Source organism: Pseudomonas sp. FP2294, assembly GCF_030687625.1.
In the GTDB taxonomy this organism is placed as follows: Bacteria; Pseudomonadota; Gammaproteobacteria; order Pseudomonadales; family Pseudomonadaceae; genus Aquipseudomonas; species Aquipseudomonas shahriarae.
Genome location: NZ_CP117441.1, coordinates 771563 through 796287 on the forward strand (window position 1 = coordinate 771563; position 24725 = coordinate 796287).

Genomic DNA, 24725 nt, shown 5'->3' on the forward strand with positions numbered 1-24725 from the left:
TGGCGAGGTTGCCCCTCGCCACAGGGGCACGGTCAGAGGTGATAGAAGTCCAGCACCGAGTTGATGGTGTCGTTGAGCAGCAGCGCATGCTTGCGCGTGATCAGCCAACTGTCGCCTTGGGGCTTGAGGCTGTAGGTGGCGTGGCCATAGAACTGCTCCGACATCGCCAGCCGATAAAACAGCGTGTGCCAGTTCAACCGCACCTCCAGGCAGCCATCAGCTTGCTCGGCAATCCGTACGTTATTGATCAGGTGCAAGGTGCGCGGCATCGGCGTGGCGGACGCGGCCTTGCCGGTGCGCAGGCGGAACACCCGGTCTTCCAGGCCCGAGCGGTTGGCGTAGTAGATCAGCGACATCTCGCGCTTGGGGTCGCGGGTGTAGACGTGCTCGGAGTCCCATTGCGGCAGGTGGAACTCACTCTGCGGGTCGAACAACTGCACGTAGGCGTCCCAGTCCTGGGCGTCGCACAGCTCGGACTTGCGGTAGAAAAACTGCTCGATCTGATACTGCAATTGCGCGTTCATCATTTCACCTCGTGCAGTTTCAACGATTGCGCCTCAAGCCCGTCCAGCAGGAATGTCTGCCAGTTGCGGTGCTGGTTGACGTACAACCCTTCGTGGGTGAATTCGGTACCGGTCATGGCCGGTTGGATGCCGATGGCCTCGCTGTTGGGCGTCGGCCCGGTTTCCCAGCGATGGCTGCCCCGGGAGATATCGCTCCAGCGTTCCAGGCGGCCCTGGAAGCCGCGCTGGGCTTCGCGAAATTCCACCAGGTCATCCGGGGTGCCCATGCCGGACACGTTGAAAAAGTCTTCAAACTGGCGGATACGGTTTTCGCGGTCGGCGTCGGACTCGTGCTTGACCCCCAGGCACTGGCTGATGATCTCGGTCTTGTTCCACGCCACCGGGCGGATGATGCGCAGTTGCGAGCTGATCTGGTCGAGAAAGAACAGGCTGGGGTACACGTTGAGGTTGCGCAGGCGGTGCATCATCCACTCGGCCTTTTGCTGGCCGTGTTCTGCCACCAGGCGCGGCATGATGGTGGCGTAGCCGGAGCGCACGCTGGGGTTGGGCATGTCGCTGAACAACACGCTGTGGCCGTTGTTGAAGGCAAACCAGCCGTCATCGGTATTGGCATCGCCGGCGCCGAGTTTGCTGTAGTCCAGGGTGCTGCCGGAGGCGCTGCCGTTTTCCGTATTGACCTGCTGGCGATGCTGCACCGTGGCCACGTAGTTATAGTGCACGGTGCTGACATGGTAGCCGTCTAGGCCGTTTTCGTTCTGCAGCTTCCAGTTGCCGTCGTAGGTGTAGGCCGACTTGCCGGGCAGCACTTCCAGCTCGCCGGTGGCGGACTGCGCGACCATCATGTCGAAGAACACTTTGGAGTCGCCGAGGAAGTCTTGCAGGCTGTTGCTGCCGTGCACGTCGAGGCTGATAAACACAAAGCCCTTGTAGCTTTCGATGCGCGCCTTCTTCAGGCCGCGGGTGGCCTTGTCGAAACCTTCCGGGTATTCCCCCGGCGCCTTGACCTTCACCAGGCGGCCGTCGCTCTTGTAGCACCAGGCGTGGAACGGGCAGGTAAAGGTCGACTGGTTGCCCTTGCCGACCCGGGTCAGGGTGGTGCCGCGATGCTGGCAGGCGTTGATCAGGGCGTTGAGCTGGCCTTCACCGTCACGGGTGATGATCATCGGCTGGCGCCCGGCGCGCATGGTTACGAAGTCGTGGTTATTGGCCAGTTCGCTTTCGTGGCAGGCGTAGATCCAGTTCTTTTCGAAGATCAGTTCCATCTCCAGGTCGAACAGCTCAGGTTCGGTGAACATGTCCCGGGCGATGCGGAACACACCCTCGGCCGGACGGAAATCCAGGCAGCTTTCGATAAACGTTTTCCATTGCTCGACGCTTCTTGCACCACTCATGGGAGGCACCTTTTATTGGGTAGCTAATCGGTGGTTCATTAGAGGCGGGCAGGGGGGCGGCCAGCTATCCGCTTAATGGGGGAAGATGGGCCGCATAGTTGGGGCGCAAATACCCACATCCGTGCAACGACGCCGGGGAATGCGCTACTGTCAGGCTAGGCAATTGTCGAAAAAGCCGGCTTCTTATCCACATAGTCGACGCTCACTATCCACCCAGTGGCCAAGTGCGCGACGTGGCGCAGAACTTGCCTTGATCCACCGGACGCGCCGTCAGAGCGCGCTGGCCACAACCGCCGTGAGTGCACCCTGATGAGTAGCCATACACGCGATATCCGTATTGAACGTTTCGACCTTGAAGGCGCCCGCAGCTGGATGTCCGGCATCTGCGGGCCCCACCGGCTGGAAACCGCCACCCCGGAGCGCCTGCGCTTCCACCACAGTGCCAATGTGTTCAAGTCCCGCGCCACCACCCTGGGGGTGATCGAATACGGCACCGACGTGACCATCGATATCGAAGACGCCGAGCACTTCAGCAGCTACAGTCTGAGCCTGCCGCTGGTGGGCGAGCAGGAGCTGAGCAAGGGTGGCCAGCGCCTGAGTTCCAATCGCGACCAGGGCGTGATCATTTCGCCCAATGAACACCAGGTGCTGGCGATCTCCGGCGACTGCCGCAAGCTGCAAGTGGTGATCACCCGTGCGGCGATGAGCGAAACCCTGGAGGGCTTGTTGCAGCGGCCGATTGATGCGCCGCTGCGCTTTGAGTCGGTGATGGATGCGGTGCAGGGCGCGCCGGCAGCGTGGTGGCGTATGGCAAGGCACTTCATCGCGGAGCTGGAGCACAGCAGCGAACTGTATGACCAGGCCGCGTTTACCCGCGACCTGGAAAGCTCGCTGATCAAGGGCCTGATCCTGGCCCAGCCGAACAACTATTCCGAAGAACTGCGCGACGTGCTGGGGGTCAAGCTGCCCCACTACCTGATCCGCGCCCGCCAGTACATCCACGCCAACGCCCGCGAAGCGCTGCACCTGGAAGACCTCGAGGCGGCCACCGGGGTGTCGCGGTTCAAGCTGTTCGATGCGTTTCGCAAATACTTCGCGCTGTCGCCCATGGCCTACTTGAAGAAGTACCGCTTGAGCGCGGTGCGCCAGGAAATTCTCGAGCATGGCGCCACCCGCACCATCTCCGAAATCGCCCTGGGCTGGGGCTTTACCCACCTGGGAAGGTTTTCGGCGGAGTACCGCAAGCTGTTCGACGAATCCCCCAGCCAGACGCTGCAGCGCAACGATGCGCGGCGCATGCGGGGTGCCTGAACACAATGCAGCTCCCACAGGGTATTGGAGGTGACTGGGAGATTTCAGATCAGTTCTTCTACCAGTTGCAGGCAATGACCCAGCCCCGGCGACTGATCATTGATCCGCCGGCTGAGAATAATCGGCGAGGTCGCCGTAACCTCGACAATCGGCGTATAGCCGATATCCGCCCGATGCAGTATCTGCACCGACGCCGGCACCAGCGTCACCCCCATGCCGGCCCCGACCAGGCCGATGGCGGTCTGCAACTCATTGGTCCATTGCGCGACCTTGATCGCCAGGCCATGGGTGTCGAACAGTGCGATCACGTGGTCGGCATAGCTGGGGCGCGGGTTGCCGGGGTACAGCACCAGCGGTTCGGCGGCCAACTGCGCAAGGGTCACCGGTGCGCCCAGCAGCGGGTGCCCGGCCGGCAACACCGCCACCAGCCGATCCTCGACCAACACCCGCTGGACAATGGCCGGGTCATCAATGCGAATCCGCCCGAAGCCCACATCAATGCGCCCGGCCTTGAGCGCTTCGACCTGTTGCAGGGTGGTCATCTCCGACAGCCCCAGCTCCAGCTCCAGCGCGTCATGGCTGCGCAGGCGGCGGATCAGTTCCGGCAGCACGCCATACAGGGTCGAGGGGGCAAAGCCGATGCCCAGCCAGGTCTTCTGCCCCAAGCCGATGCGCCGGGTGTTGTCGCAGGTCTTGGCCAACTGCTCCAGCAGCACATTGGCGTGTTCATAGAAGTACCGCCCGGCCTCGGTCAGCCGCAACGGCCGGCCACGCTCCAGCAGCACCACACCCAACTCATCTTCCAATTGCTGGATCTGCCGGCTCAACGGCGGCTGGGCGATGTGCAGGCGTTCGGCGGCGCGGGTGAAGTTCAGGGTTTCCCCCAGCACCTGGAAGTAACGCAGGTGGCGCAGTTCCATACGGATTCCTCTCATACCTTGAGGGTATTGTTTGAGACCAATTCTATATTGGAAGCCAGCAACAATGGGCGACAGAATCGGGCAAGACCTATAAAGAACCCAACGGGTATTGCCATGCCGATTTGCGCCATCGAGTCGATCGAGACCATCATCGTCGATCTCCCCACCATCCGCCCGCACAAGCTGGCGATGCACACCATGCAAAACCAGACCCTGGTGATCATCCGCGTGCGGTGCGCCGACGGTATCGAAGGGATCGGCGAGTCCACCACCATCGGTGGCCTGAGCTACGGCAACGAAAGCCCCGATAGCATCAAGATCAATATCGACCAACACTTTGCGCCACTGTTGATTGGCCAGGATGCCAGCAACATCAACGCCGCCATGTTGCGCCTGGAACGCAGCATCCGTGGCAACACGTTTGCCAAGTCCGGCATCGAAAGCGCCTTGCTCGATGCCCTCGGCAAGCGCCTGAACCTGCCGGTCAGCGAGCTGCTCGGCGGCCGCGTGCGCGATGCCCTGCCGGTGGCCTGGACGTTGGCCAGCGGCAATACGCAAAAGGACATCGACGAAGCCGAGAAGATGCTCGACCTGCGCCGCCACCGCATCTTCAAGTTGAAGATCGGCGCCGGTGAAGTCAGCCAGGACCTGGCCCATGTGATTGCGATCAAAAAAGCCCTGGGCGAGCGCGCCAGCGTGCGCGTCGACGTCAACCAGGCCTGGGACGAAGCCGTGGCCCTACGCGCTTGCAAGGTGTTGGGCGATAACGCTATCGACCTGATCGAACAGCCGATCTCGCGCAATAACCGTGGCGGCATGGCCCGGCTCAACCTCTCGAGCCCGGCGCCGATCATGGCCGACGAGTCCATCGAGTGTGTCGAAGATGCCTTCAACCTGGCCCGCGAAGGTGCGGCCTCGGTGTTCGCCTTGAAGATCGCGAAAAACGGCGGCCCGCGTGCCGTACTGCGCACGGCGGCGATTGCCGAGGCGGCGGGTATTGGCCTGTATGGCGGCACCATGCTTGAAGGCGGTATCGGCACCCTGGCCTCGGCCCACGCGTTTCTCACCCTCAATAAACTGGCGTGGGACACCGAGCTGTTCGGGCCGCTGCTGCTCACCGAAGACATTCTTACCGAGCCGCTGCTGTATCGCGATTTCCACCTGCATGTCTCGACCGCCCCGGGCCTGGGCCTGGCCATTGATGAGGAGCGCCTGGCGTTCTTCCGTCGCGACAAACATTAAGAGGACGCCTGCGATGTTGTTCCACGTAAAGATGACCGTAAACCTGCCTGTCGATATGAACCCCGAGCGCGCAGCGGCCCTCAAGGCCGACGAAAAAGCCCTGGCCCAACGCCTGCAAGCGCAAGGCAAGTGGCGCCACCTGTGGCGCATCGCCGGACTGTACGCCAACTACAGCGTGTTTGATGTCGACAGCGTGCAGGAACTGCATGACCTGCTGATGCAACTGCCGCTCTATCCCTACATGGCCATTGAAGTGAATGCCCTGTGCCGGCATCCGTCGTCGATCCATGAGGATGACCGCTGAGCCTGTCTAGCCCCCTAATAATTACAAGATGAGGATTGCACCATGTCCATTCGACTGTCCCAGACTGCCCACGCCCAGCGCTTCCTCGAAGAAGCCAGCGGCAACCTCAATGACGCCGGCAACCCACGGGCCAAGGCGCTGATCTACCGGATCCTGCGCGATACGGTGAATATCATCGAAGACCTGGAAGTGACCCCGGAAGAGTTCTGGAAGGCGGTCAACTACCTCAACGAACTGGGCAAAAACCAGGAAGCCGGGCTGCTGGCCGCGGGCCTGGGCCTGGAGCATTACCTGGACCTGTTGATGGACGCCGCCGACGAGGAAGCCGGCAAGTCCGGCGGCACCCCGCGCACCATCGAAGGGCCGCTGTACGTGGCGGGTGCGCCGCTGTCCAAATACGAAGCACGCCTGGACGATGGCCTGGATGCGGCCGTGCCGCTGTTTATGCGCGGGCAAGTGCGCGACATCAACGGCAAGCCGTTGGCCGGGGCGATTGTGGATGTGTGGCAGGCCAATACCGGCGGCACTTACTCCTGGTTCGACCCATCGCAATCGGAGTTCAACCTGCGTCGCCGGATCGAGACCGATGCCCAGGGCAATTATCGTTTCCGTAGCATCGTGCCGTCAGGCTACGGCTGCCCACCGACCGGCCCGACCCAGCAGTTGCTCGATCAACTGGGGCGTCACGGCCAGCGGCCAGCGCATATCCACTTCTTTATCTCGGCACCGGGGCATCGGCACCTGACCACGCAGATCAACCTGTCGGATGATCCGTACCTGCATGATGACTTTGCCTACGCCACTCGGGATGAGCTGATTGCCGAAATTCGCTTCAGCGAAGACCCGCAACTGGCGCGGGAGTTTGGCGTGGAGGGCAAGTTTGCGCAGATCGACTTTGACTTCGAGTTGCAGCCGGCGGTGGCACCGGTCGAGCAAAAACGCATGCAACGCGTGCGCGCCCTCGAAGACTGAATACGGTCAAAAATGTGGGCGCTGGCTTTTGTGGGAGCTGGCTTGCCTGCGATAGCCTCGCCTCGGTAGTGCAGATAAACCGAGGGGTCTGTATCGCGGGCAAGCCCGGCTCCCACAAAAGCCAGCGCCCACAGTTGATCAGCAGTGCTTTGCCTATTTGCGTACGACCAGGTCCAGCACCTCATCCCGGTCCTTGATCTTCTGCAACACGATCTCCGAACGGATATCCATCACCCCCGCCGTGCGGTTGAGGTGGTTCACGATAAAGTCGGAAAAGTGCTTGAGGTTGCGCGCCTGCACCCGCAGCACGTAGTTGCTGGCGCCGGTGATCACATAGGCACTGGCCACTTCCGGCCAGCCCTGGACCTTCTTGATAAAGGTCTCGTGCCAGTCCTCCATGTCTTGGCGCAACGACAGGTGGACGATGGCTTCCAGTTCGATCCCCAATTGCTCGGCATTGAGCACCGCGCGATACCCGCTGATCACCCCCTCACTCTCCAGCAGGCGCAAGCGGCGCAGGCAGGCGGATGGCGACAGGGCGACTTTCTCCGCCAGTTCCTGGTTGCTGATACGGCCATCCTGTTGCAGGAAATGCAGGAGGCGCAGGTCGGTGGCGTCGAGAATCATGCTTAGAATTAATCCGCGTATTTAGAGGTTAAATTCGAATTTCCTACAGCTTATTAAGCCAGTTGTAGCGCACTTTGCACGAAAATTCTGCAAATCTTCGTTCATTATTTGGTCCATCGTCATCTATAAAAACAGGACTTTCCATGACCAGCCGAACTCATTGCCAGACCCTCGATGCCCAAGACCCGCTGGCGCCCCTGCGCGATCAATTCGCCCTGCCGGAAGGGGTGATTTACCTCGATGGCAACTCCCTCGGCGCACGTCCGGTGGCGGCACTGGAACGGGCACAAGCGGTGATTGCCGAGGAGTGGGGCAATGGTTTGATCCGCAGCTGGAACAGCGCCGGCTGGGCCGACCTGTCCCAGCGCCTGGGTAACCGCCTGGCGCCGCTGATCGGCGCGGGTGAGGCTGAAGTGGTGATTACCGATACCACCTCGATCAACCTGTTCAAGGTGCTCAGCGCCGCCTTGAGCGTGCAGCGCCAACGCCAGCCGCAGCGCAAGGTGATTGTCAGCGAGGCAAGCAACTTCCCCACCGACCTGTACATCGCCGAAGGCCTGGCGGCGCTGCTGCAACAGGGCTACAGCCTGCGCCTGGTGAACAGCCCCGACGAACTGCCGGCGGCCATCGACCAGGACACTGCCGTGGTGATGATCACCCACGTCAACTACAAGACCGGCTACATGCACGACATGCAAGCGCTGACCGCCCTGAGCCATGAGTGCGGCGCGCTGGCGATCTGGGACCTGGCGCACTCGGCGGGCGCGGTGCCGATTGACCTGCACCAGGCCGGCGCCGACTACGCCATTGGCTGCACCTACAAATACCTCAACGGCGGCCCAGGTTCCCAGGCGTTTGTCTGGGTCAACCCGGCGCTGGTGGAGTTGGTGACGCAGCCGTTGTCGGGCTGGTTCGGCCATAGCCGCCAGTTCGCCATGGAGTCCAACTACGTGGCCGGCAAGGGCATCACCCGCTACCTGTGCGGCACCCAGCCGATCACCTCGCTGGCGATGGTCGAGTGCGGGCTGGATATCTTCGCCCAGACCGACATGGCCAGCCTGCGCCGCAAATCCCTGGCGCTCACCGACCTGTTTATCGAGCTGGTACAACGCCGCTGCGCTGCCCATGACCTGACGTTGATCACCCCGCTCGAGCATGCCAAGCGCGGCAGTCATGTGAGCTTTGAACACCCTGAAGGTTACGCCATCGTCCAGGCCCTGATCGCCCGTGGCGTGATCGGTGATTACCGTGAGCCGAAGATCATGCGCTTTGGCTTCACCCCGCTATACACCAGCTTCACCGAGGTGTGGGATGCGGTAGAAATCCTTGGCGAAATCCTCGATGAGAAATCCTGGGACCAGCCGCAATTCAAAGTGCGCCACAGCGTCACCTGAAAACACCACAACACCCTGTAGGAGCTGGCTTGCCTGCGATGAAATCGCCTCGGTCGCACTGACCTACCGAGGTGTCTGCATCGCAGGCGAGCCAGCTCCCACAGGTGCTTGGCCAGCAGTAACAATCACAATAATAAAAGGGGCACGCACGTGACCACGCCAGACAACGGCTTTGCAGCAATCACCAACCGCGAACTGGGCCTGCGGCGCCAGCTCACTTCCGGGCAGATGAGCATGATCGCCATCGGTGGCGCCATTGGCACCGGGCTGTTTATGGGCAGCGCCTATGCCATCGGCTATGCCGGGCCCAGCGTGCTGGTCAGCTACGCCATCGGCGCGTTGATCACCCTGCTGTTGATGGGCTGCCTGGCGGAAATGACGGTGGCCCATTCCACCTCCGGCTCTTTTGGCGCCTATGCCGAGTTCTATATCAGCCCCCTGGCCGGGTTCCTGGTGCGCTATGCCTATTGGGCGGCGATTGTGCTGGCTGTGGGCGCCGAGGTCACCGCGGTGGCGATGTACATGAAGTACTGGTTCGCCAACGTGCCGGAATGGGTGTGGATCGTCTCGTTCTCCAGCGTGCTGATCGTGCTTAACGCCATCAGCGTCAAGACCTTCGGCAACTTCGAATACTGGTTTTCGACGATCAAGATCAGCGCGATTGTCGGCTTTATCATCCTCGCGGTGTATGTGGTGTTCGGCTCTGGCAACCCGGATTACGGGGTGCAGAACTACACGGCCCACGGCGGGTTTTTCCCCAATGGCCTGAGTGGCATGTGGATCGCGGTGATTGTGTCGATCTTCAGCTACCTGAGCGTGGAGATGATCGCGGTGGCGGCGGGTGAAGCGGCCGACCCGGAGCAGGCGGTGAAAAAAGCCTTCCGCGCGACGATTGTGCGGCTGGTGGTGTTCTACCTGCTGACCCTGGCGCTGATGCTGGCCATCGTGCCGTGGAACCAATCCGGGCAGAGCCAGAGCCCGTTTGTCACGGTGATGCAGACCATCGGCATTCCCGGCGCCACCGGGGTGATGAACTTCGTGATCCTGATTGCCGCGCTGTCGGCCATGAACAGCCAGCTCTACATCACCACGCGCATGATGTTCAGCCTGTCCCGCGCCGGCTTTGCGCCAAAATCCATGGGCGCCCTGAGCAAGAGCGGGATCCCGCTCAATGCCCTGTTGCTGTCCAGTTCGGGCATCGCCCTGGCGACCCTGCTCAACGTGGTGTACCCGGAAAGCTCCTTCACCTTGATGATGGCCATCTCGATGTTTGGCGCGATCTTCACCTGGTTCATGATCTTCCTCACGCACCTGTTCTTCCGCCGCTACCGCAAGCGCCACGGCGGGCCGAAGTTGTCCTTCCAACTGCGGCTGTTTCCCTACAGCACGCTGCTGGGGCTGGTGCTGATGGGCGCGGTGATGATCACCACGTACTTCACCGAGGCGTTCAAGATGACCCTGGTGTTTGGCGTGCCGTTCCTGCTGATTCTCTCGGTGGTGTATTACGTGTTTTTCCGTAAAGGCACGGACAAGGCATCGAGCAAGGCCTTGGCGTAAGCCGGCAATTGCTCGAACGAACGCGCGCACAACAGCAGTCTGCGACAGGCCCAGTCTTCCGGCAGCGGCTGGGCCTGGAATGGCTGCGCGTGGGGCCAGCGTTGTAACGCGGCCAGCGGCACGATTCCCAGGCCCGCGCCACGGGCGACCATGCGCATCACCCCATCAAAGCCATCGGCCCGCACCCGGGTCTGCAAGCGAAAACCCGCGTGCAGCGCCTGTTCCTCCAGGTACACCGCCAACGCGCTGTCGGCGGCCAGGCCTACATAGTCGTAGGGCAGGCTGTCGATAAAACTCACTGCGCCGGCCGTCAGTGGGTGGCCTGTCGGCAGGATCAGCACCAACGGGTCGTCGCGAAACGGCCGGGTCTGCAAGCCGTGGCTGTCCACTGCATCGGAAATAATCCCCAGGTCCGCCGCGCCCTGGCGCAAGGCATGGGTGATGCGCAGGCTGGGCAGTTCCTGCAGGTCGATATCGAGGTTGGGGTGGGTGCAGAGAAAATCCGCCAGCAACTCCGGCAGGTATTCGCTGAGGGCGGTGGTGTTGCACAGCAGGCGCACCTGGCCTTTGACGCCGTTGGCGTACTCCGCCAGCTCCTGTTGCAGACGTTCGGCCTGTTGCAACAGCAGGCGTGCGTGGCGGGCCAGGGCGTTGCCGGCGGCCGTCGGGGTCACGCCTCGGCGGCCGCGCTGCAGGAACTCGACGCCCAGTGAAGCCTCCATTGCGCGAATGCGCGCACTGGCGGCGGCCAGGGATAGGTGGCTGCGGGCGGCGCCGGCGGTGATGTTGCCGGTGTCGAGGATGTGCAGGTAGAGGCGCAGGTCGATCAGGTCAAAGTGCATGGCCGGGGTTCTCGGGTGCCTGGACGGGCCTTATCGCAGGCAAGCCAGCTCCCACATTTGGAGGGGTGATCACATTCAGAATGTGGGAGCTGGCTTGCCTGCGATAGCGGTCTCAGCCTCACGCAAAACAAGAGGCTGCCTCAGTATATGGCGAATTTCCAACCCCACGCCAAACCCGCAAACTCCCCCCCATGACAACCTTCCTCGCGTTCTACCAACACCTCGGCCCAGCCCTGACCCTACTGGTGATCGGCACCTTCCTGCTGGCCGGCACCGTCAAGGGCGTGATTGGCCTGGGCCTGCCCACCGTCGCCATGGGCCTGCTCGGTCTGGCTATGTTGCCGGCGCAGGCTGCGGCCCTGCTGATCATTCCTTCGACCATCACCAACCTCTGGCAACTGAGCTTCGGTGGGCACTTGGGCGCACTGAGCAAACGCCTGTGGCCCATGCTGCTGCTGATTTTTCTGGGGACCGGGCTCGGTTCGCTGTGGCTGGGCATGGACGGCGGTCCCTGGGTGGTGCGGGCCTTGGGCGGGGCGTTGCTGGTGTATGCGCTGTGCGGGCTGTTGCTGCCGACGTTGCGGGTGCCCGCCGGCGGCGAGCGTTGGCTGGGCCCGCTGTGTGGTCTGCTGACGGGGATCGTCACTTCGGCCACCGGCGTCTTCGTGATCCCGGCCGTGCCCTACTTGCAGGCACTGGGCTTGCATCGGGACCAACTGGTGCAGGCGCTGGGCCTGTCCTTCAGCGTGTCCACCCTGGCCCTGGCCGCCGGGCTGTTCTGGCGCGGCAGCCTCGGGGCCGGCGAACTGAATGCCTCGCTGCTGGCGTTGGTGCCGGCGCTGCTGGGCATGTGGCTGGGGCAAAAGCTGCGCCAGTGCATCAGTGCTGTGCTGTTCAAACGCGTGTTTTTTATGGGCATGGCGGCCCTGGGCGGGCACCTGCTGATGGGTGCTTGACGCAATAATCAGATGGTTACTCGTGCCTGAAGGTCAAAAGTGTTTTGCCGGTCCGTGGCTTACTCACCCGAGGGGTTGCCCGTAGCCTGCGCTCATCCATTTTCAACCTTCAGGTACAACCCCATGAAAAAAGTTCTGTTGCTCAACGGCGGCAAGAAATTCGCCCACTCCGATGGCCGCTACAACAACACCCTGCATGATGCGGCGCTGGCCGTGCTGGACCGGGGTGGGCTTGACGTGAAAGTCACCCATATCGACGCCGGCTACGACGTGGCCGAAGAAGTCGCCAAGTTCCTCTGGGCCGACGTGATCATCTACCAGATGCCCGGCTGGTGGATGGGCGCCCCATGGATCGTCAAGAAGTACATCGACGAAGTCTTCACCGAAGGCCACGGCAGCCTGTACGCCAGCGATGGCCGCACCCGTTCCGACGCGTCGCAGAAGTACGGCAGCGGCGGCCTGATCCAGGGCAAGCAGTACATGTTGTCGCTGACCTGGAATGCACCACAGGCAGCATTCGATGACCCGAGCGACTTCTTCGAAGCCAAGGGCGTGGATGCGGTGTACTTCCCGTTCCACAAGGCCAACCAGTTCCTCGGTATGAGTGGCCTGCCGACGTTCCTGTGTGTGGACGTGATGAAGCGCCCCTCCATCGAGGCTGATGTGCTGCGCTATGAGCAGCATCTGGCCCAGGTGTTTAACCTGACGCTGTAATACGGCTAGTATCCACGCAGCCGTATTCACGAGGATTCACGTTGAAAGCCCGATCCGATGAGCTCCAGATCTTCGTCTGCGTGATTGAATGCGGTTCGATTTCCGCTGCCGCCGAACAAGTCGGGCAGACGCCTTCGGCGGTCAGCCGCACTTTGTCGCGGCTCGAAGCCAAGCTCGACACCACCCTGATCAACCGCACCACGCGGCGCATGGACCTGACCGAAGAGGGCAAGTACTTCTTCGAGCAGGCCAAGCTGATCCTGGAGCAGATGGACGAGCTGGAAGAGCGCCTGTCGTCACGGCAGAAAACCCCGTCCGGGCGCTTGCGGATCAACGCCGCCTCGCCGTTCATGCTGCATGCCATCGTGCCGTACGTCGCCGAGTTCCGCCGTCTGTACCCGGATATCCAGCTGGAGCTCAACAGCAACGACCTGATCATCGACTTGCTGGAACAGAGCACCGACATTGCTATCCGCATCGGTGCCCTGGCGGACTCGACCCTGCATGCTCGCTCCCTGGGCTGCAGCCCGCTGCATATCCTCGCCAGCCCGGCGTACCTTGAGCAGCACGGCACGCCAACCACAGTGGCGGACCTGGCCAATCACACCTTGCTCGGCTTTACCCAGACCGAAACCCTCAACCACTGGCCGTTGCGCCATGTGCAGGGCGACCGCTGGCAGATCGAGCCGGGCATTGCCGCGTCCAGCGGGGAAACCCTGCGCCAACTGGCGTTGGAGGGGCAGGGGATTGCCTGCCTGTCGCACTTCATGACCATCGAAGACATCAACGCCGGCCGCCTGCAGTCGATCCTGGCGCCGTTCAACAGTGGCTATCGCCAACCGATCAACGCGGTGTATTACCGCAACTCGCAGTTGGCCCTGCGTATCCAGTGCTTTTTGGACTTTATCCAGGCAAAGCTCGCGCGCTACGCCTGTTGACCGGCTCCTACTGGTCCCGGGTGGTGGTTTTCCGTACCATCGCCCCCTCATTTCCTGCAACGCCCCCGGTAAACCTATGAAACTCTCTCGTCTGCGCGCCGACGCCCTGGCCGGACTCACCACGTCTTTTGCCTTGTTGCCCGAATGCATCGCCTTTGCCCTGGTGGCCCACCTCAACCCGCTGATGGGCCTGTATGGCGCTTTTATCATCTGCACCCTGACCGCGTTGTTCGGCGGCCGGCCGGGGATGGTCTCGGGGGCGGCGGGGTCGATGGCGGTGGTGATCGTCGCGCTGGTGGTGCAACACGGCGTGGAGTACCTGCTGGCGACGGTGTTGCTCGGCGGTCTGATCATGATTGCCTTCGGCCTGCTGCGCCTGGGCAAGCTGGTGCGCATGGTGCCGCACCCGGTGATGCTCGGTTTCGTCAACGGCCTGGCGATCATCATCGCCCTGGCGCAACTGGAACATTTCAAGAGCGGTGAGACCTGGCTCAGCGGCACGCCGTTGTATGTGATGACGGGGTTGGTGGTGGCGACCATGGCCATCGTCTACCTGCTGCCCCGCCTGACCCGCGCGGTGCCGCCGGCGCTGGTGGCGATTCTCGGTGTGGGGCTGGCGGTGTACCTGCTGGGCTTGCCCACCCGCACGCTGGGCGATATGGCCCATATCGCCGGCGGCCTGCCGACTTTTGCCCTGCCGCAGATCCCCTGGACCCTGGAAACCCTGGGCATCATCGCGCCTTACGCTTTCCTGATGGCCATGGTCGGGCTGCTGGAAACCCTGTTGACCCTCAACCTCACCGACGAAATCACCGAGACCCGTGGTTACCCCGACCGCGAAAGCGTGGCCCTGGGCGCGGCGAATATGGTCAGCGGGGTGTTTGGCGGCATGGGCGGCTGCGCGATGATCGGGCAGACGGTGATCAACCTCAGCTCGGGCGGGCGCGGGCGTTTCTCCGGGGTGTTTGCCGGGGTGATGATCCTGCTGTTTATTTTGTTCCTATCGCCGCTGATCGAGCGCATTCCCCTGGCGGCGCTGGTGGGGGTGATGTTTGTGGTGTCCCAGCAGACCTTTGCCTGGGCGTCGCTGCGGGTGATCAACAAAGTGCCGCTCAATGATGTGCTGGTGATCATCGCGGTGACGGTGATCACGGTGTTCACCGACCTGGCCACGGCGGTGCTGTGCGGGATTGTGATTGCCGCGCTCAACTTTGCCTGGCAGCAGGCGCGGGAGTTGTACGCCGATGAACATCTGGAGGCCGATGGCAGCAAGCTCTACCGGCTGCACGGCACCCTGTTCTTTGCCTCGACCACACCCTTTCTGAACCAGTTCGACCCGGCCAACGATCCGGCCCAGGTAACGCTGGATTGCCGTCACCTGAGTTTTGTCGACTATTCAGCGATTGCCGCGCTGATGACCCTGCGCGAACGCTACAGCAAGGCCGGCAAGCACCTGCGGGTGCTGCATTTGTCGGAGCGCTGCAAGAAGCTGCTCAAGCGCGCGCGAGTGCAGCACGACTGATCCTGCTGGTGTAGGCGAGGGAGTTATGGGCCGACGAGGTTTTCCAGTTCATCGGCGCGGGTCTGGGTCATGTCCAGCACACAACCCGAGCCGTTGACCTGGTCAATACTGCCGCCGGTCGCGGAGCCGGCGAAGGCGCAATTGGCATCCCGGTATTTGATCCACAGGCGCTGTACATCTTGCAGTTGCTGCTTGCGCGGGCCTTGCTGGGCCTGCAGTGCGGTTTGGTAGGCGCTGTTCAGGCGCTTGTCCTGCACCTTGGTTTCCTGGGCGTTGCAGCCGACCATCGCGGCCGTGGTGTTGGCGGCGTCCAGGCACTTTTGCAGGGCCGGGCTGCTGTCGGCGGCCGTTGCGGTGCCGGACAAGGCCAGCAGTAACGCGCTGAGGGTAAGGGTTCTACGGTTCATGACGGGCTTCCTGAAGATGATTCGGTGTGCAATCTGAGACCGGACAGTGGCCGTTGAGTTTCCCGCATTGGGCCCGGCCTGCATGTAAGAACGATCCCCTGATTTTCATCCTGAGTCTGCGGGCATGTCCCAAAGCGACAGCGCTTATCTGTGGGCGAAAATTACTTTCATAAAATTTGAAAATGCTCCTCGGTAATGATTTATGAGTTTCACAACCAATTCGACGTGACCCTTTCCGAGGAGTACCGCATGGCCGCATCACCGGGCGTCTGGCTATTGGCATACGCTGCCATCGCCATCATTGCATTGATCGTGCTGATTGCACGTTACCGGCTCAACCCGTTTATCGTCATCACCCTGGTGTCCATCGGCCTGGCGCTGCTGGCCGGGATGCCGGCGGATACGATCATGGGTTCCTACGAGGCGGGGGTTGGCAAGACCCTGGGGCATATCGCGCTGGTGGTGGCCCTGGGCACCATGCTCGGCAAGATGATGGCCGAGTCCGGCGGCGCCGAGCAGGTGGCGCGCACCCTGATCAACCGTTTCGGCGAGCGCAATGCCCACTGGGCCATGGTGTGCATTGCCTTTCTGGTGGGGCTGCCGCTGTTTTTCGAGGTCGGTTTTGTATTGCTGGTGCCGATTGCCTTTACCGTGGCCCGGCGCGTGGGCGTGTCGATCCTGATGGTCGGTTTGCCGATGGTCGCCGGTCTGTCGGTGGTGCATGCCCTGGTGCCGCCACACCCGGCGGCAATGATGGCGGTGCTGGCGTATAACGCCTCGGTCGGGCAGACCGTGTTGTATGCGATTTTGATCGGCATCCCCACCGCGATCATCGCCGGCCCGGTGTACGCCAAGTTCATCGTGCCGCGCATCCACCTGCCCGCCGAAAACCCGCTGGAACGCCAGTTTATCGAGCGCGAACCGCGCACCCGCCTGCCTAGCTTCGGCCTGACCATGGGCACCATCCTGTTGCCAGTGGTGCTGATGATGATCGGCGGTTGGGCCAACCTGATCTCCACGCCCGGCAGCGGCTTCAACCAGTTCCTGTTGTTTATCGGGAACTCGGTGATCGCCTTGCTGTTGGCGACCCTGGTCAGCTTCTGGACCCTGGGCCTGGCCCAGGGCTTCAACCGCGAGTCGATCCTCAAGTTCACCAACGAGTGCCTGGCGCCGACCGCCAGTATCACCCTGCTGGTGGGCGCGGGCGGCGGCTTGAACCGGATCCTGGTGGACGCCGGCGTGACCCATGAAATCCTCGGCATGGCCAACGCCTTCAACCTGTCGCCACTGGTGATGGGCTGGTTGTTTGCCGCGCTGATGCGCATCGCCACCGGCTCGGCCACCGTGGCCATGACCACCGCGTCGGGCGTTGTCGCCCCGGTGGCCCTGGGCCTGGGTTATCCACACCCGGAATTGCTGGTGCTGGCGACCGGTGCCGGTTCGGTGATCTTTTCCCACGTCAACGACGGCGGCTTCTGGCTGATCAAGGAATACTTCAATATGACGGTGATCCAGACCTTCAAGACCTGGACCGTGCTGGAGACTTTGATTTCGCTGGTTGCCTTCGGTCTGACCTACGGCCTGTCTCTTGTTTTATGAGCCTCATCCTGTAACCCGGAGACCCCATGGACATCCTCTACCAGATCCGCGCCCGCCAGGATTCCTTCAGCGCTGGCGAAGGGCGTATCGCCCGGCTGATGCTCGATGATGTGGGTTTTGCCGCATCCGCCAGCCTGGAAGAGCTGTCCCAGCGGGCCGAGGTCAGCACCGCGACCTTGTCGCGCTTTGCCCGCAGCGTCGGCTGCCGTGACTTGCGCGACCTGCGCCTGCAACTGGCCCAGGCCAGCGGTGTGGGCAGTCGTTTTCTCGACCCGGCGGGGTTGCCCGAGCAGTCGGCGTTTCATCGGCAGATCCTCGGCGATATCGAAGGGACGCTGCGCCAGCACCTGTCCGGCTTCAACCAGGCCGGTTTTGTTGATGCGGTGAACCTGCTGGGCAAGGCGCGGATGATCCACGCCTTTGGCATGGGCGGCCCCTCGAGCCTGTGCAGCGAAGAGTTGCAGGTGCGTCTGGTACGCCTTGGCTATTCGATTGCTGCCTGCCGCGATCCGGTGATGATGCGGGTCACGGCCGCCACATTGAGTGCCGAGCACGCCCTGATTGTCTGCTCCCTGACCGGCCTCACGCCCGAGTTGCTGGGTGTGGTGGAACTGGCCCGCAACTATGGCGCACGGATTGTCGCCATCACCCTGGCCGACTCGCCGCTGGCGCTGTTGGCCGACGTACTGCTGCCGCTGCAACCGGCCGAAACCAGTTTTATCTACAAGCCCACGGCGGCGCGCTACGGCATGCTGCTGGCCATTGATTTGCTCGCCACTGAACTGGCCCTGGCCATGCCAGACGACAACCAGGAACGCCTGCGCCGGATCAAGCTGGCCCTGGACGACTATCGCGGCGGCCCTGACAGCCTGCCGCTTGGAGATTGAGATGAAGTACCACACGCTGATTCGCCAGGCGCTGATCATTGATGGCAGCAACACGCCGGGGTATTTCGCTGACGTGGGGCTGCGCGCGGGGCGTATCGAGAAGATCGGCGACTTGTCGGCGGCCCAGGGCGAGCATGAGATCCAAGCCGATGGCCGTGTACTGGCACCGGGTTTTATCGACGTCCACACCCACGATGACACGGTGGTGATCCGCCAGCCGCAGATGCTGCCCAAGCTCAGCCAGGGCGTGACGACGGTGATCGTCGGCAACTGCGGCATCAGCGCCTCGCCGGTCAGCCTGCGTGGCGATCCGCCAGACCCGATGAACCTGCTGGGCAATGCCGAGGCGTTTGCCTATCCGCGTTTCCTCGATTACCGGGCGGCGGTGGAAAACGCTCACCCGGCCCTCAATGTCGCGGCATTGATTGGCCATACCGCTTTGCGCAGTAACCATATGGACGACCTGCACCGCACCGCTACCGCCACCGAAATCGCGGCGATGCGCGAGCAACTGCAGGAAAGCCTCGCAGCGGGCGCCCTCGGCTTGTCCACTGGCCTGGCCTACGCCAGCGCGTTCAACGCCGACACCGACGAAGTGCTGCAATTGAGTGAAGAACTGACGGCGTTTGGCGCGGTGTACACCACCCATCTGCGCAGTGAATTCGAACCGGTGCTGGAGGCCATGGACGAGGCGTTTCTGATCGGCCGCCATGCCCAGGCACCGGTGATTATTTCCCACCTCAAATGTGCCGGCGCCGGCAACTGGGGGCGCAGCCCGCAATTGCTGGCGTCCCTGGAGCAGGCGGCGAAGACCCATCCGGTGGGCTGCGATTGTTATCCCTATGCCGCCAGTTCCTCGACCCTGGACCTCAAGCAAGTCACCGATGCCTTCCGCATCACCATCACCTGGTCCACGCCGCACCCGGAAGTGGGCGGGCGTGACTTGCAGGACATCGCCGCCGAGTGGGGTGTATCCCTGCTGGACGCTGCCCGTCGCCTGCAACCGGCGGGGGCGGTGTACTACGGAATGGATGAGGCCGATGTGCAACGCATCCTTGCCCATCCGCTGTCGATGGTGGGCTCCGACGGCTTGCCGGAAGACCCGTTCCCCCATCCGCGCTTGTGGGGCGCATTCCCGCGGGTACTCGGACATTTCAGTCGTGACCTGGGACTTTTCCCGCTGCACACAGCGGTACACAAAATGACCGGCTTGTCGGCCGCGCGCTTTGGCCTGGCCGAGCGCGGGGAAATCCGCGAGGGGCATTGGGCCGACCTGGTGCTGTTCGACCCGTTGCGGGTAAGGGATGTGGCGGACTTCAAGGACCCGCAACGTGCCGCCGAGGGCATTGATGGGGTGTGGGTCAATGGTGTGTTGAGCTACTGCGACGGGCAGGCGAACGGCCAGCGGGCGGGGCGCTTCCTGGCGCGCAGTGGTGATTTGCGGCGGGGTTTTGCCCAGGTGTGACAGGCCATGAGGTGTGTCAGATTGTGCTCAATGAGGGCTTACAAAACGCAGGTTGTGGCTGTGGGAGCGCTATCTAAGATGGACGGGACTTCTTACGGAGAGCCTGTATGCACAATCAATATGAGAGCGTCAGTCATTTCGGTAACCCATCCATCTTCACTGCCTCGGTGCGCGTCGGTGACCATACGGGCGAAGCTAATGTGCCAGCCGCCAACACGCTGGCCACCTTTCCTTTTCCCCGGGATACGATCAAAGGCTGGATCCAGGAAAAAGTCTGGAACCTGACCCATCAATGGATCGACCCTGACAAGGTCTACCTGCATAAATTCTCGTCCGCCAACAGCACGCACAGCAGTGGCGCGGTGACCGGCTGGGCGCATAGCGGCACGCCCGAGTCCTCCATGACCCTCACCGAGGCGGTCGCCAGCGATTTCTTTTCGGCGCAGCGCTATGGCACCGCCGGCAGGGCCCACGGTTGAATCCAGCCTCGACTGGCGTTCACGGCACGCTCGCCTTGGGGTAGGGTGGTGGCCTGACAACAGGACGTTTTGTGGATTTGGAGAGCCTTATGCAGTTAGGAAAAGTCACCCCCATCCTGCGGATTTTCGACGAGGCCAAGGCGCTGGAGTTCTACGTCGACTTCCTGGGGTTCAAGGTGGATTGGCAGCATCGGTTCGAAGCGAATTTTCCGTTGTACCTGCAAGTGTCGCTGGGCGAGTGCGTGCTGCATCTATCCGAGCACCATGGCGACGCCTCGCCGGGTGCGGCGGTGCGGATCCAGGCCCCAGGGGTGGATGGGTTCCAGCAGCAGTTGCAGGCCAAGAATTATCGCTTTGCCAAGCCGGGCGTCGAGGAAACACCCTGGGGCTCGCGGGAGATGAGCATCAAGGACCCGTTTGGTAATCGGCTGGTGTTTGTCGAGGAAGGCCAGGCCTGATCGACAAATGGCAGGGCATCAGCCGCTGTTTGTCACACCTCGTGGTGAATGGCCTGCGTGTTTAGCACGTCTGGCGATTCCTGCGAGACAGCTTCGATGACCGTCAAGGCCTGAGAAGTGGAGCCGCCCCGGTTTCGGCCGGGGCGGCTTTTTGTTTACACCCGGAAATGGCTGACCATCTGCTGCAACTGGCTGCCCAGTCGTGCCAGTTCGACGCTGGACTTGGCGGTCTCGTCGCTGGCCGTTGCGGTCTGCTCCGACACATCACGCACATTGACGATGCTGCGGCTGATTTCTTCGGCCACGGCGCTTTGCTGTTCGGCGGCGGCGGCGATCTGTTGGTTCATCGACTGGATGTTCGACACCGTGCGGGTGATGTTCTCCAGGGAGACGCCGGCCTTGCGGGTCAGTTCGACGCTGCTGTCGGTCAGGCTGCGGCTGTTGTTCATCACCGTGGCCACTTGCTGGGTGCCGTTCTGCAAACCGGCGACCAGGCCTTCGATTTCTTCGGTGGACTTCTGCGTGCGCTGGGCCAGGCCGCGGACCTCGTCGGCGACCACGGCAAACCCACGGCCGGCTTCACCGGCACGTGCGGCTTCGATGGCGGCGTTGAGCGCCAGCAGGTTGGTCTGTTCGGCCACGGCCTTGATCACGTCCATCACACTGCCGATCTTGTTGCTCTCTTGTTGCAGGTGCGCCATGGCGTCGGTGGAACGCGCCACTTCGTCGGCCAGGCGTTCGATCTGGGCGATGGCTTCGGCCACCACCTTGTCGCCTTCGCGGGCCTGGCCATCGGCGGTGGATGCGGCCTGGGAAGCCTGTTCGGCGTTGCGCGCCACTTCCTGCACGGTGGCGGTCATCTCATGCATCGCGGTGGCCACTTGATCGGTCTCGATCTTCTGGCTGTTGACCCCGGCGCTGGTCTGCTCGGTCACGGCCGACAGCTCTTCGGCAGCGCTGGCGATCTGCGTGACGCCGTCGCGGATACCGGAAATCAGCTCGCGCAAGGTGCTGCCCATGCGCTGGATGCCTTGTTGCAGCACGCCCAGCTCATCGCGACGGGTCACCTGGATGTTGTGGCTCAGGTCGCCGGAAGCGATGCGCTCGACCACTGCCAGGGTTTCCTGCAGCGGGCGGGTGATCTGCCGGGTGATGACCAGCGCGGCGATAATCCCCACCAACAGGGCGAGCACGGTGCTGATCAGTTGCAGGCTGCGAGCCTGGACGCTTTCGGCGTCGCGGCGTTGCAGTTGGATGTTATACAGCGCTTCGCTGTGCGACACGATATCGGCGCCCTGCACAGTCATTTCCTGGCGGGCGAGAACGATATTGGCGTTGGCGGCTTTATACGCCTGCAGCGCAGTGCGGTAGGCGCCCAGGGCGTTTTCCAGGGCGGTCAGCTCGGTTCGTTGGGCTTCACCGAACACGTTCTTCAAACCTTTGAGGCCATTGATCGCCGATTCGATTTGCGCCTCTGCGCGGGCTTCGGTGTCTGGGTTGACGTTGCCGGTGTAGCCGCGCACTTCATAGCGCGCCACCTGGAACTCTTGCTTGGCGTGGTTGACGGCTTCGTACTGGGCGAAGCGCTCACTGCTTTCTGGCATCTGCCGCACGCTGCGGTCCAGGGCTGCAATCACCAGGCCGGCGGCGTCGGCGCGCTCGCCCATGGTCTGGCGTGCGGCGTTACCGTTGCGGTAGGCCTCGCGCATTTTGTTCAGCGACTGCCGGTAGGCGGTGATGGTGTCTTTCTGTTCGTTGAGCAGCTTGAGGTTTTCCGGGCTCTTGAAGCTGTTGACCAACTGTTGCTGCTGCGCGGCAAAACTGTCGAGGGTGGTCTGCACATTCTGCGCCACGGCTTCGTCGCCGTTGGCGAGCATGTACTGCAGGCGCACGATGCGCAGTTTGGTCAGCGATGCATTGAGCTGGGTGATGTCGCTCATCCAGTTGCTGCGGTCGATCAGGCTGCCCAGGCTGGTCCAGCCGGTGAGTGCGAGGATCGAGGTGAGCACGAGCACCAGGCCAAAGCCCAGGCCCAGTTTCAAGTTGACGCTGATGTTGCCAAACCATGTATTCATCGAATTCCTCCAGGAACAGATTGCGTGTACATCAGTTGCTGGAAGGTCGCCCAGCCGATGGATAGTCTGGGGATATCGGCAGGCAGGGCGAGAGCTGAAACGGTTTTTTAATCAATGTGGGATTCGTGGATGAGTGGTCACTTTTAAAAAGCGGACTTCCCTTTGTGGCGAGCGGGCTTGCCCGCGTTGGGGGGCGTAGCGCCCTACCCAGGAGAGGGGACTGCTGCGCAGTCCAACGCGGGCAAGCCCGCTCGCCACAACAAGCCCGCTCGGCACAACACGGCCGCTGGTCAGGGGGATAGGGGGATCAGCTTTTGGGCAGGATGCTCAGGACCAGGCACGACGCCGCATCCCGGCTCAGGTGCAGGCGATTGTGTGCAATGCGCGGATGGCTGGCCTGGCCCTCGTTCTCGCCGCTGTTGGGGTTGACGTCGAAGCGCGGGAAATTGCTACTGGAAATGTCCAAGCGCAGGCGATGGCCCTGTTTGAACAGATTGCAGGTGGCAAATGGCTCGATGTTCACCTTCACCCGCTCACCGGGTGTCAGCGGTCTGGGCTGCTCCCAATCGTCACGATAGCGGCAGCGGCGGATGCCGTCGGTGATGTTCATCGCAAAGCCTTCCGGGTAAGCGGCGCTCGGCGGGTAGACATCCACCAGCTTGGCGGTGAAGTCGGTGTCCGGCGCGTCGCTGTCGATCCACAGCTCGATCTGCACCGTCCCGGCGACGATCAGGTCTTCGCTCAGGGGCGCAGTCTGAAAGCTCAGCACATCGTCGCGCTCGCACAGGGGGCGATTGTCACCCCGGGTGCCAAAAAAGTCCGGGCGTTCGCGCTGGTCGAAGGCGCCGCCGACAAAAATCGGCGCGCCGGATGTCAACGCACCGCCCACGGTCGGCACTGGGTTGGCTGGGTCGGCGTAGTAACCCAACACAGCTTCGTCAGCGCTGGGCGCAACCTCGGTCAATTGCCGTTGCGCATCCAGGTACAAGGTCAGCGACTGGGTGCCAGGCAGCGGCCATTGTTCGCCCTGCAGCCAGCGACCGCCGTGTTGCAGGCGCCCCTGCTCATCCGGCAAACCGCTGCCACCGCCCATCAAGAACACCTGCACCTGGGCTGCCGGTGGCTGCGTCCCGGGCTTGAGGGATTGCTCGAACCATTGCAGGCGGCAACTCAACCAATCCTGCGCCACCTGGCCGTCAAACACGGCCTGGGCGCCGAACTCCACATCGCCGCTATGGCTGATATTGCGGTCACCGTGCAACCACGGCCCCATGATCAACCGTTGCGGCGCGCTGCTGGCGCGGTTGAAGGCGGTGTAGTTGGCCAGGGTCGAGCTGACATAAGCGTCGTACCAACTGGACATGAACAGCACCGGAATATCCGGCAAGCGCCCGTAGTGACCTTCGGCATAAATCCCCGATTTCTGCCAGTAGGGGCCGAAGGTGCCCTGGGCCCACTGCTCCAGCAAATAGGCTTCGTACTCGGGCACATGACGCAACGGCGATTGGCCCGCCTGCCAGGGCATGCGGCGGAACCATTCATGGATGTCTTCGTCTTCCAGCGCCTGGCGCACCTGTGGGGCGGCCAGGGCGAGCGGGCTTTCTTTGGCCTGGCGAAACGCCCAGGTGGCCTGCTTGAGTTCAAACGCACCGCCCTGGCGAATCCCGCATTGGTAGGCGTTGGCGAAGCCGCCGCTGTCGAGCACCATGCTGCTCAGGCCCGGCGGATGCAGGCAGGCCATCGCCAGTTGGGTGTGGGCCGCGTATGACAGGCCCATGCTGCCGATCTTGCCGTTGCACCATGGCTGGCGAACGATCCAGGCCAGGGTGTCGAAACCGTCTTCGCCCTCGGCGGTGTACTTGGTGAACACCCCTTCGGAAGCGTAGCGCCCGCGACAATCCTGGAAGATCGCGACAAACCCCTGGGCGGTAAAACGCGCCGCCATTTGCTCGCGGGAGATGTGCTGGCCGTCGAGCTGTTTTTCCGAGCGCGACGGTTTGCACTTGTCATAGGGCGTACGTTCGATCACCACCGGATACGGCCCTTCGCCGCCCGCCGGCAGGTAGATATCGGTGGCCAGGTGGATGCCGTCGCGCATGGCGATCATCTGGTTGTGCAGGGTTTGCATAGGTAAAACACTC

Annotated in this window: 23 protein-coding genes and 1 pseudogene; 15 read left to right on the top strand and 9 right to left on the bottom strand. The window is 62.4% G+C overall.

All coding sequences use genetic code 11. From position 1 onward, the window contains the following. Nucleotides 1–32: 32 nt before the first annotated feature. Both antB and antA read right to left on the bottom strand, forming a co-directional pair. Nucleotides 33–524 carry an anthranilate 1,2-dioxygenase small subunit gene (gene antB, locus PSH73_RS03265; RefSeq protein WP_128593733.1) on the bottom strand — a complete coding sequence of 164 codons (492 nt, stop codon included), beginning with the start codon at nucleotides 522–524 and terminating at the stop codon, nucleotides 33–35. Further along, nucleotides 524–1915, bottom strand: coding sequence for an anthranilate 1,2-dioxygenase large subunit (gene antA, locus PSH73_RS03270; RefSeq protein ID WP_057960625.1), 1392 nt, complete (start codon nucleotides 1913–1915; stop codon nucleotides 524–526). The genes antB and antA overlap by 1 nt, the downstream gene beginning before the upstream one ends. Nucleotides 1916–2224: 309 nt before the next feature. On the opposite strand from antA, the gene PSH73_RS03275 reads away from it, so the two are divergent. After that, nucleotides 2225–3226 carry a helix-turn-helix domain-containing protein gene (locus tag PSH73_RS03275; protein WP_057439316.1) on the top strand — a complete coding sequence of 334 codons (1002 nt, stop codon included), beginning with the start codon at nucleotides 2225–2227 and terminating at the stop codon, nucleotides 3224–3226. Between the two features lie 44 nt (nucleotides 3227–3270). Here the strand turns inward: PSH73_RS03275 and PSH73_RS03280 are convergent, their stop codons facing one another. Then, a complete protein-coding gene (locus tag PSH73_RS03280) occupies nucleotides 3271–4146 on the bottom strand; it encodes a LysR family transcriptional regulator (protein ID WP_057960624.1) in 876 nt (291 codons plus the stop codon). 114 nt (nucleotides 4147–4260) lie between these two features. Here PSH73_RS03280 and PSH73_RS03285 point away from each other — a divergent pair, with 114 nt between their 5' ends. From PSH73_RS03285 to catA, 3 genes are read left to right on the top strand one after another with little or no spacing between them, the layout of a single operon-like run. Next, a complete protein-coding gene (locus PSH73_RS03285; RefSeq protein WP_057439315.1) occupies nucleotides 4261–5388 on the top strand; it encodes a muconate cycloisomerase family protein in 1128 nt (375 codons plus the stop codon). Between the two features lie 13 nt (nucleotides 5389–5401). Beyond that, on the top strand, nucleotides 5402–5692 hold the full coding sequence (gene catC, locus PSH73_RS03290) for a muconolactone Delta-isomerase (RefSeq protein WP_029299901.1): 291 nt from the start codon (nucleotides 5402–5404) through the stop codon (nucleotides 5690–5692). A gap of 42 nt (nucleotides 5693–5734) precedes the next feature. After that, complete coding sequence (gene catA / locus PSH73_RS03295; RefSeq protein WP_057439314.1) at nucleotides 5735–6664, top strand: catechol 1,2-dioxygenase; 930 nt, start codon at nucleotides 5735–5737, stop codon at nucleotides 6662–6664. Between the two features lie 153 nt (nucleotides 6665–6817). Here the strand turns inward: catA and PSH73_RS03300 are convergent, their stop codons facing one another. Next, nucleotides 6818–7291 (bottom strand): Lrp/AsnC family transcriptional regulator, encoded by a 474-nt coding sequence (locus tag PSH73_RS03300; RefSeq protein WP_029299899.1) that lies wholly within the window; start codon nucleotides 7289–7291, stop codon nucleotides 6818–6820. A 143-nt stretch (nucleotides 7292–7434) separates the two neighbouring features. Between PSH73_RS03300 and kynU the strand changes: the two genes are divergently transcribed. Both kynU and PSH73_RS03310 read left to right on the top strand, forming a co-directional pair. After that, on the top strand, nucleotides 7435–8685 hold the full coding sequence (gene kynU, locus PSH73_RS03305; protein WP_305461918.1) for a kynureninase: 1251 nt from the start codon (nucleotides 7435–7437) through the stop codon (nucleotides 8683–8685). Nucleotides 8686–8835: 150 nt separating this feature from the next. Then, nucleotides 8836–10242 (top strand): amino acid permease, encoded by a 1407-nt coding sequence (locus PSH73_RS03310; protein ID WP_057439312.1) that lies wholly within the window; start codon nucleotides 8836–8838, stop codon nucleotides 10240–10242. On the opposite strand, the gene PSH73_RS03315 is transcribed toward PSH73_RS03310, so the two are convergent. Then, complete coding sequence (locus PSH73_RS03315; protein WP_305461920.1) at nucleotides 10188–11084, bottom strand: LysR substrate-binding domain-containing protein; 897 nt, start codon at nucleotides 11082–11084, stop codon at nucleotides 10188–10190. The two genes, PSH73_RS03310 and PSH73_RS03315, sit on opposite strands and share 55 nt — an antisense overlap. A gap of 191 nt (nucleotides 11085–11275) precedes the next feature. Here PSH73_RS03315 and PSH73_RS03320 point away from each other — a divergent pair, with 191 nt between their 5' ends. The 4 genes from PSH73_RS03320 (at nucleotide 11276) to PSH73_RS03335 (ending at nucleotide 15214) form a co-directional block, all read left to right on the top strand. Continuing rightward, entirely contained in the window at nucleotides 11276–12040 is a 765-nt protein-coding gene (locus PSH73_RS03320) for a sulfite exporter TauE/SafE family protein (protein ID WP_305461922.1), read from the top strand. A 123-nt stretch (nucleotides 12041–12163) separates the two neighbouring features. Continuing rightward, nucleotides 12164–12754, top strand: a complete 591-nt coding sequence (locus PSH73_RS03325; protein ID WP_115127335.1) for an NAD(P)H-dependent oxidoreductase — start codon at nucleotides 12164–12166, stop codon at nucleotides 12752–12754. 41 nt (nucleotides 12755–12795) lie between these two features. Next, nucleotides 12796–13692, top strand: coding sequence for a LysR family transcriptional regulator (locus tag PSH73_RS03330; RefSeq protein ID WP_057960618.1), 897 nt, complete (start codon nucleotides 12796–12798; stop codon nucleotides 13690–13692). 76 nt (nucleotides 13693–13768) lie between these two features. Then, a complete protein-coding gene (locus PSH73_RS03335) occupies nucleotides 13769–15214 on the top strand; it encodes a SulP family inorganic anion transporter (protein ID WP_057960617.1) in 1446 nt (481 codons plus the stop codon). A 23-nt stretch (nucleotides 15215–15237) separates the two neighbouring features. On the opposite strand, the gene PSH73_RS03340 is transcribed toward PSH73_RS03335, so the two are convergent. Further along, nucleotides 15238–15621 (bottom strand): lysozyme inhibitor LprI family protein, encoded by a 384-nt coding sequence (locus PSH73_RS03340; RefSeq protein ID WP_057960616.1) that lies wholly within the window; start codon nucleotides 15619–15621, stop codon nucleotides 15238–15240. A gap of 195 nt (nucleotides 15622–15816) precedes the next feature. Between PSH73_RS03340 and PSH73_RS03345 the strand changes: the two genes are divergently transcribed. The 5 genes from PSH73_RS03345 to PSH73_RS03365 all read left to right on the top strand — a co-directional run bounded on the left by PSH73_RS03345 (nucleotide 15817) and on the right by PSH73_RS03365 (nucleotide 20509). Then, complete coding sequence (locus PSH73_RS03345) at nucleotides 15817–17220, top strand: gluconate:H+ symporter (protein ID WP_057440211.1); 1404 nt, start codon at nucleotides 15817–15819, stop codon at nucleotides 17218–17220. A 26-nt stretch (nucleotides 17221–17246) separates the two neighbouring features. Continuing rightward, nucleotides 17247–18107: a MurR/RpiR family transcriptional regulator gene (locus PSH73_RS03350; protein WP_252117716.1), complete on the top strand. Its 861-nt coding sequence runs from the start codon at nucleotides 17247–17249 to the stop codon at nucleotides 18105–18107. A gap of 1 nt (nucleotide 18108) precedes the next feature. Beyond that, a complete protein-coding gene (locus tag PSH73_RS03355; protein ID WP_305461925.1) occupies nucleotides 18109–19572 on the top strand; it encodes an amidohydrolase family protein in 1464 nt (487 codons plus the stop codon). A gap of 107 nt (nucleotides 19573–19679) precedes the next feature. After that, nucleotides 19680–20051, top strand: a complete 372-nt coding sequence (locus PSH73_RS03360) for a dermonecrotic toxin domain-containing protein (protein WP_115127340.1) — start codon at nucleotides 19680–19682, stop codon at nucleotides 20049–20051. 89 nt (nucleotides 20052–20140) lie between these two features. Further along, a complete protein-coding gene (locus tag PSH73_RS03365; protein WP_057960612.1) occupies nucleotides 20141–20509 on the top strand; it encodes a glyoxalase superfamily protein in 369 nt (122 codons plus the stop codon). A 155-nt stretch (nucleotides 20510–20664) separates the two neighbouring features. On the opposite strand, the gene PSH73_RS26925 is transcribed toward PSH73_RS03365, so the two are convergent. The 3 genes and pseudogenes from PSH73_RS26925 to PSH73_RS03375 all read right to left on the bottom strand — a co-directional run bounded on the left by PSH73_RS26925 (nucleotide 20665) and on the right by PSH73_RS03375 (nucleotide 24712). Beyond that, nucleotides 20665–21528: a methyl-accepting chemotaxis protein gene (locus PSH73_RS26925; protein ID WP_370694600.1), complete on the bottom strand. Its 864-nt coding sequence runs from the start codon at nucleotides 21526–21528 to the stop codon at nucleotides 20665–20667. Between the two features lie 39 nt (nucleotides 21529–21567). Beyond that, nucleotides 21568–22584 (bottom strand): annotated as a pseudogene (locus tag PSH73_RS26930) (methyl-accepting chemotaxis protein); the annotation flags it as partial. 307 nt (nucleotides 22585–22891) lie between these two features. Then, entirely contained in the window at nucleotides 22892–24712 is a 1821-nt protein-coding gene (locus PSH73_RS03375) for a CocE/NonD family hydrolase (RefSeq protein WP_252117722.1), read from the bottom strand. Nucleotides 24713–24725: the final 13 nt, after the last annotated feature.

Coding starts and splice junctions, on each gene's coding strand:
- catC (WP_029299901.1), top strand. CDS start 5,402: ATGTTGTTCCACGTAAAGATGACCGTAAACCTGCCTGTCGATATGAAC.
- PSH73_RS03285 (WP_057439315.1), top strand. CDS start 4,261: ATGCCGATTTGCGCCATCGAGTCGATCGAGACCATCATCGTCGATCTC.
- PSH73_RS03275 (WP_057439316.1), top strand. CDS start 2,225: ATGAGTAGCCATACACGCGATATCCGTATTGAACGTTTCGACCTTGAA.
- PSH73_RS03360 (WP_115127340.1), top strand. CDS start 19,680: ATGCACAATCAATATGAGAGCGTCAGTCATTTCGGTAACCCATCCATC.
- PSH73_RS03340 (WP_057960616.1), bottom strand. CDS start 15,621: ATGAACCGTAGAACCCTTACCCTCAGCGCGTTACTGCTGGCCTTGTCC.
- PSH73_RS03350 (WP_252117716.1), top strand. CDS start 17,247: ATGGACATCCTCTACCAGATCCGCGCCCGCCAGGATTCCTTCAGCGCT.
- PSH73_RS03355 (WP_305461925.1), top strand. CDS start 18,109: ATGAAGTACCACACGCTGATTCGCCAGGCGCTGATCATTGATGGCAGC.
- PSH73_RS03325 (WP_115127335.1), top strand. CDS start 12,164: ATGAAAAAAGTTCTGTTGCTCAACGGCGGCAAGAAATTCGCCCACTCC.
- PSH73_RS03280 (WP_057960624.1), bottom strand. CDS start 4,146: ATGGAACTGCGCCACCTGCGTTACTTCCAGGTGCTGGGGGAAACCCTG.
- PSH73_RS03365 (WP_057960612.1), top strand. CDS start 20,141: ATGCAGTTAGGAAAAGTCACCCCCATCCTGCGGATTTTCGACGAGGCC.
- antA (WP_057960625.1), bottom strand. CDS start 1,915: ATGAGTGGTGCAAGAAGCGTCGAGCAATGGAAAACGTTTATCGAAAGC.
- PSH73_RS03335 (WP_057960617.1), top strand. CDS start 13,769: ATGAAACTCTCTCGTCTGCGCGCCGACGCCCTGGCCGGACTCACCACG.
- PSH73_RS03315 (WP_305461920.1), bottom strand. CDS start 11,084: ATGCACTTTGACCTGATCGACCTGCGCCTCTACCTGCACATCCTCGAC.
- PSH73_RS03375 (WP_252117722.1), bottom strand. CDS start 24,712: ATGCAAACCCTGCACAACCAGATGATCGCCATGCGCGACGGCATCCAC.
- antB (WP_128593733.1), bottom strand. CDS start 524: ATGAACGCGCAATTGCAGTATCAGATCGAGCAGTTTTTCTACCGCAAG.
- kynU (WP_305461918.1), top strand. CDS start 7,435: ATGACCAGCCGAACTCATTGCCAGACCCTCGATGCCCAAGACCCGCTG.
- PSH73_RS03320 (WP_305461922.1), top strand. CDS start 11,276: ATGACAACCTTCCTCGCGTTCTACCAACACCTCGGCCCAGCCCTGACC.
- PSH73_RS03300 (WP_029299899.1), bottom strand. CDS start 7,291: ATGATTCTCGACGCCACCGACCTGCGCCTCCTGCATTTCCTGCAACAG.
- PSH73_RS03345 (WP_057440211.1), top strand. CDS start 15,817: ATGATTTATGAGTTTCACAACCAATTCGACGTGACCCTTTCCGAGGAG.
- PSH73_RS26925 (WP_370694600.1), bottom strand. CDS start 21,528: ATGGGCAGCACCTTGCGCGAGCTGATTTCCGGTATCCGCGACGGCGTC.
- catA (WP_057439314.1), top strand. CDS start 5,735: ATGTCCATTCGACTGTCCCAGACTGCCCACGCCCAGCGCTTCCTCGAA.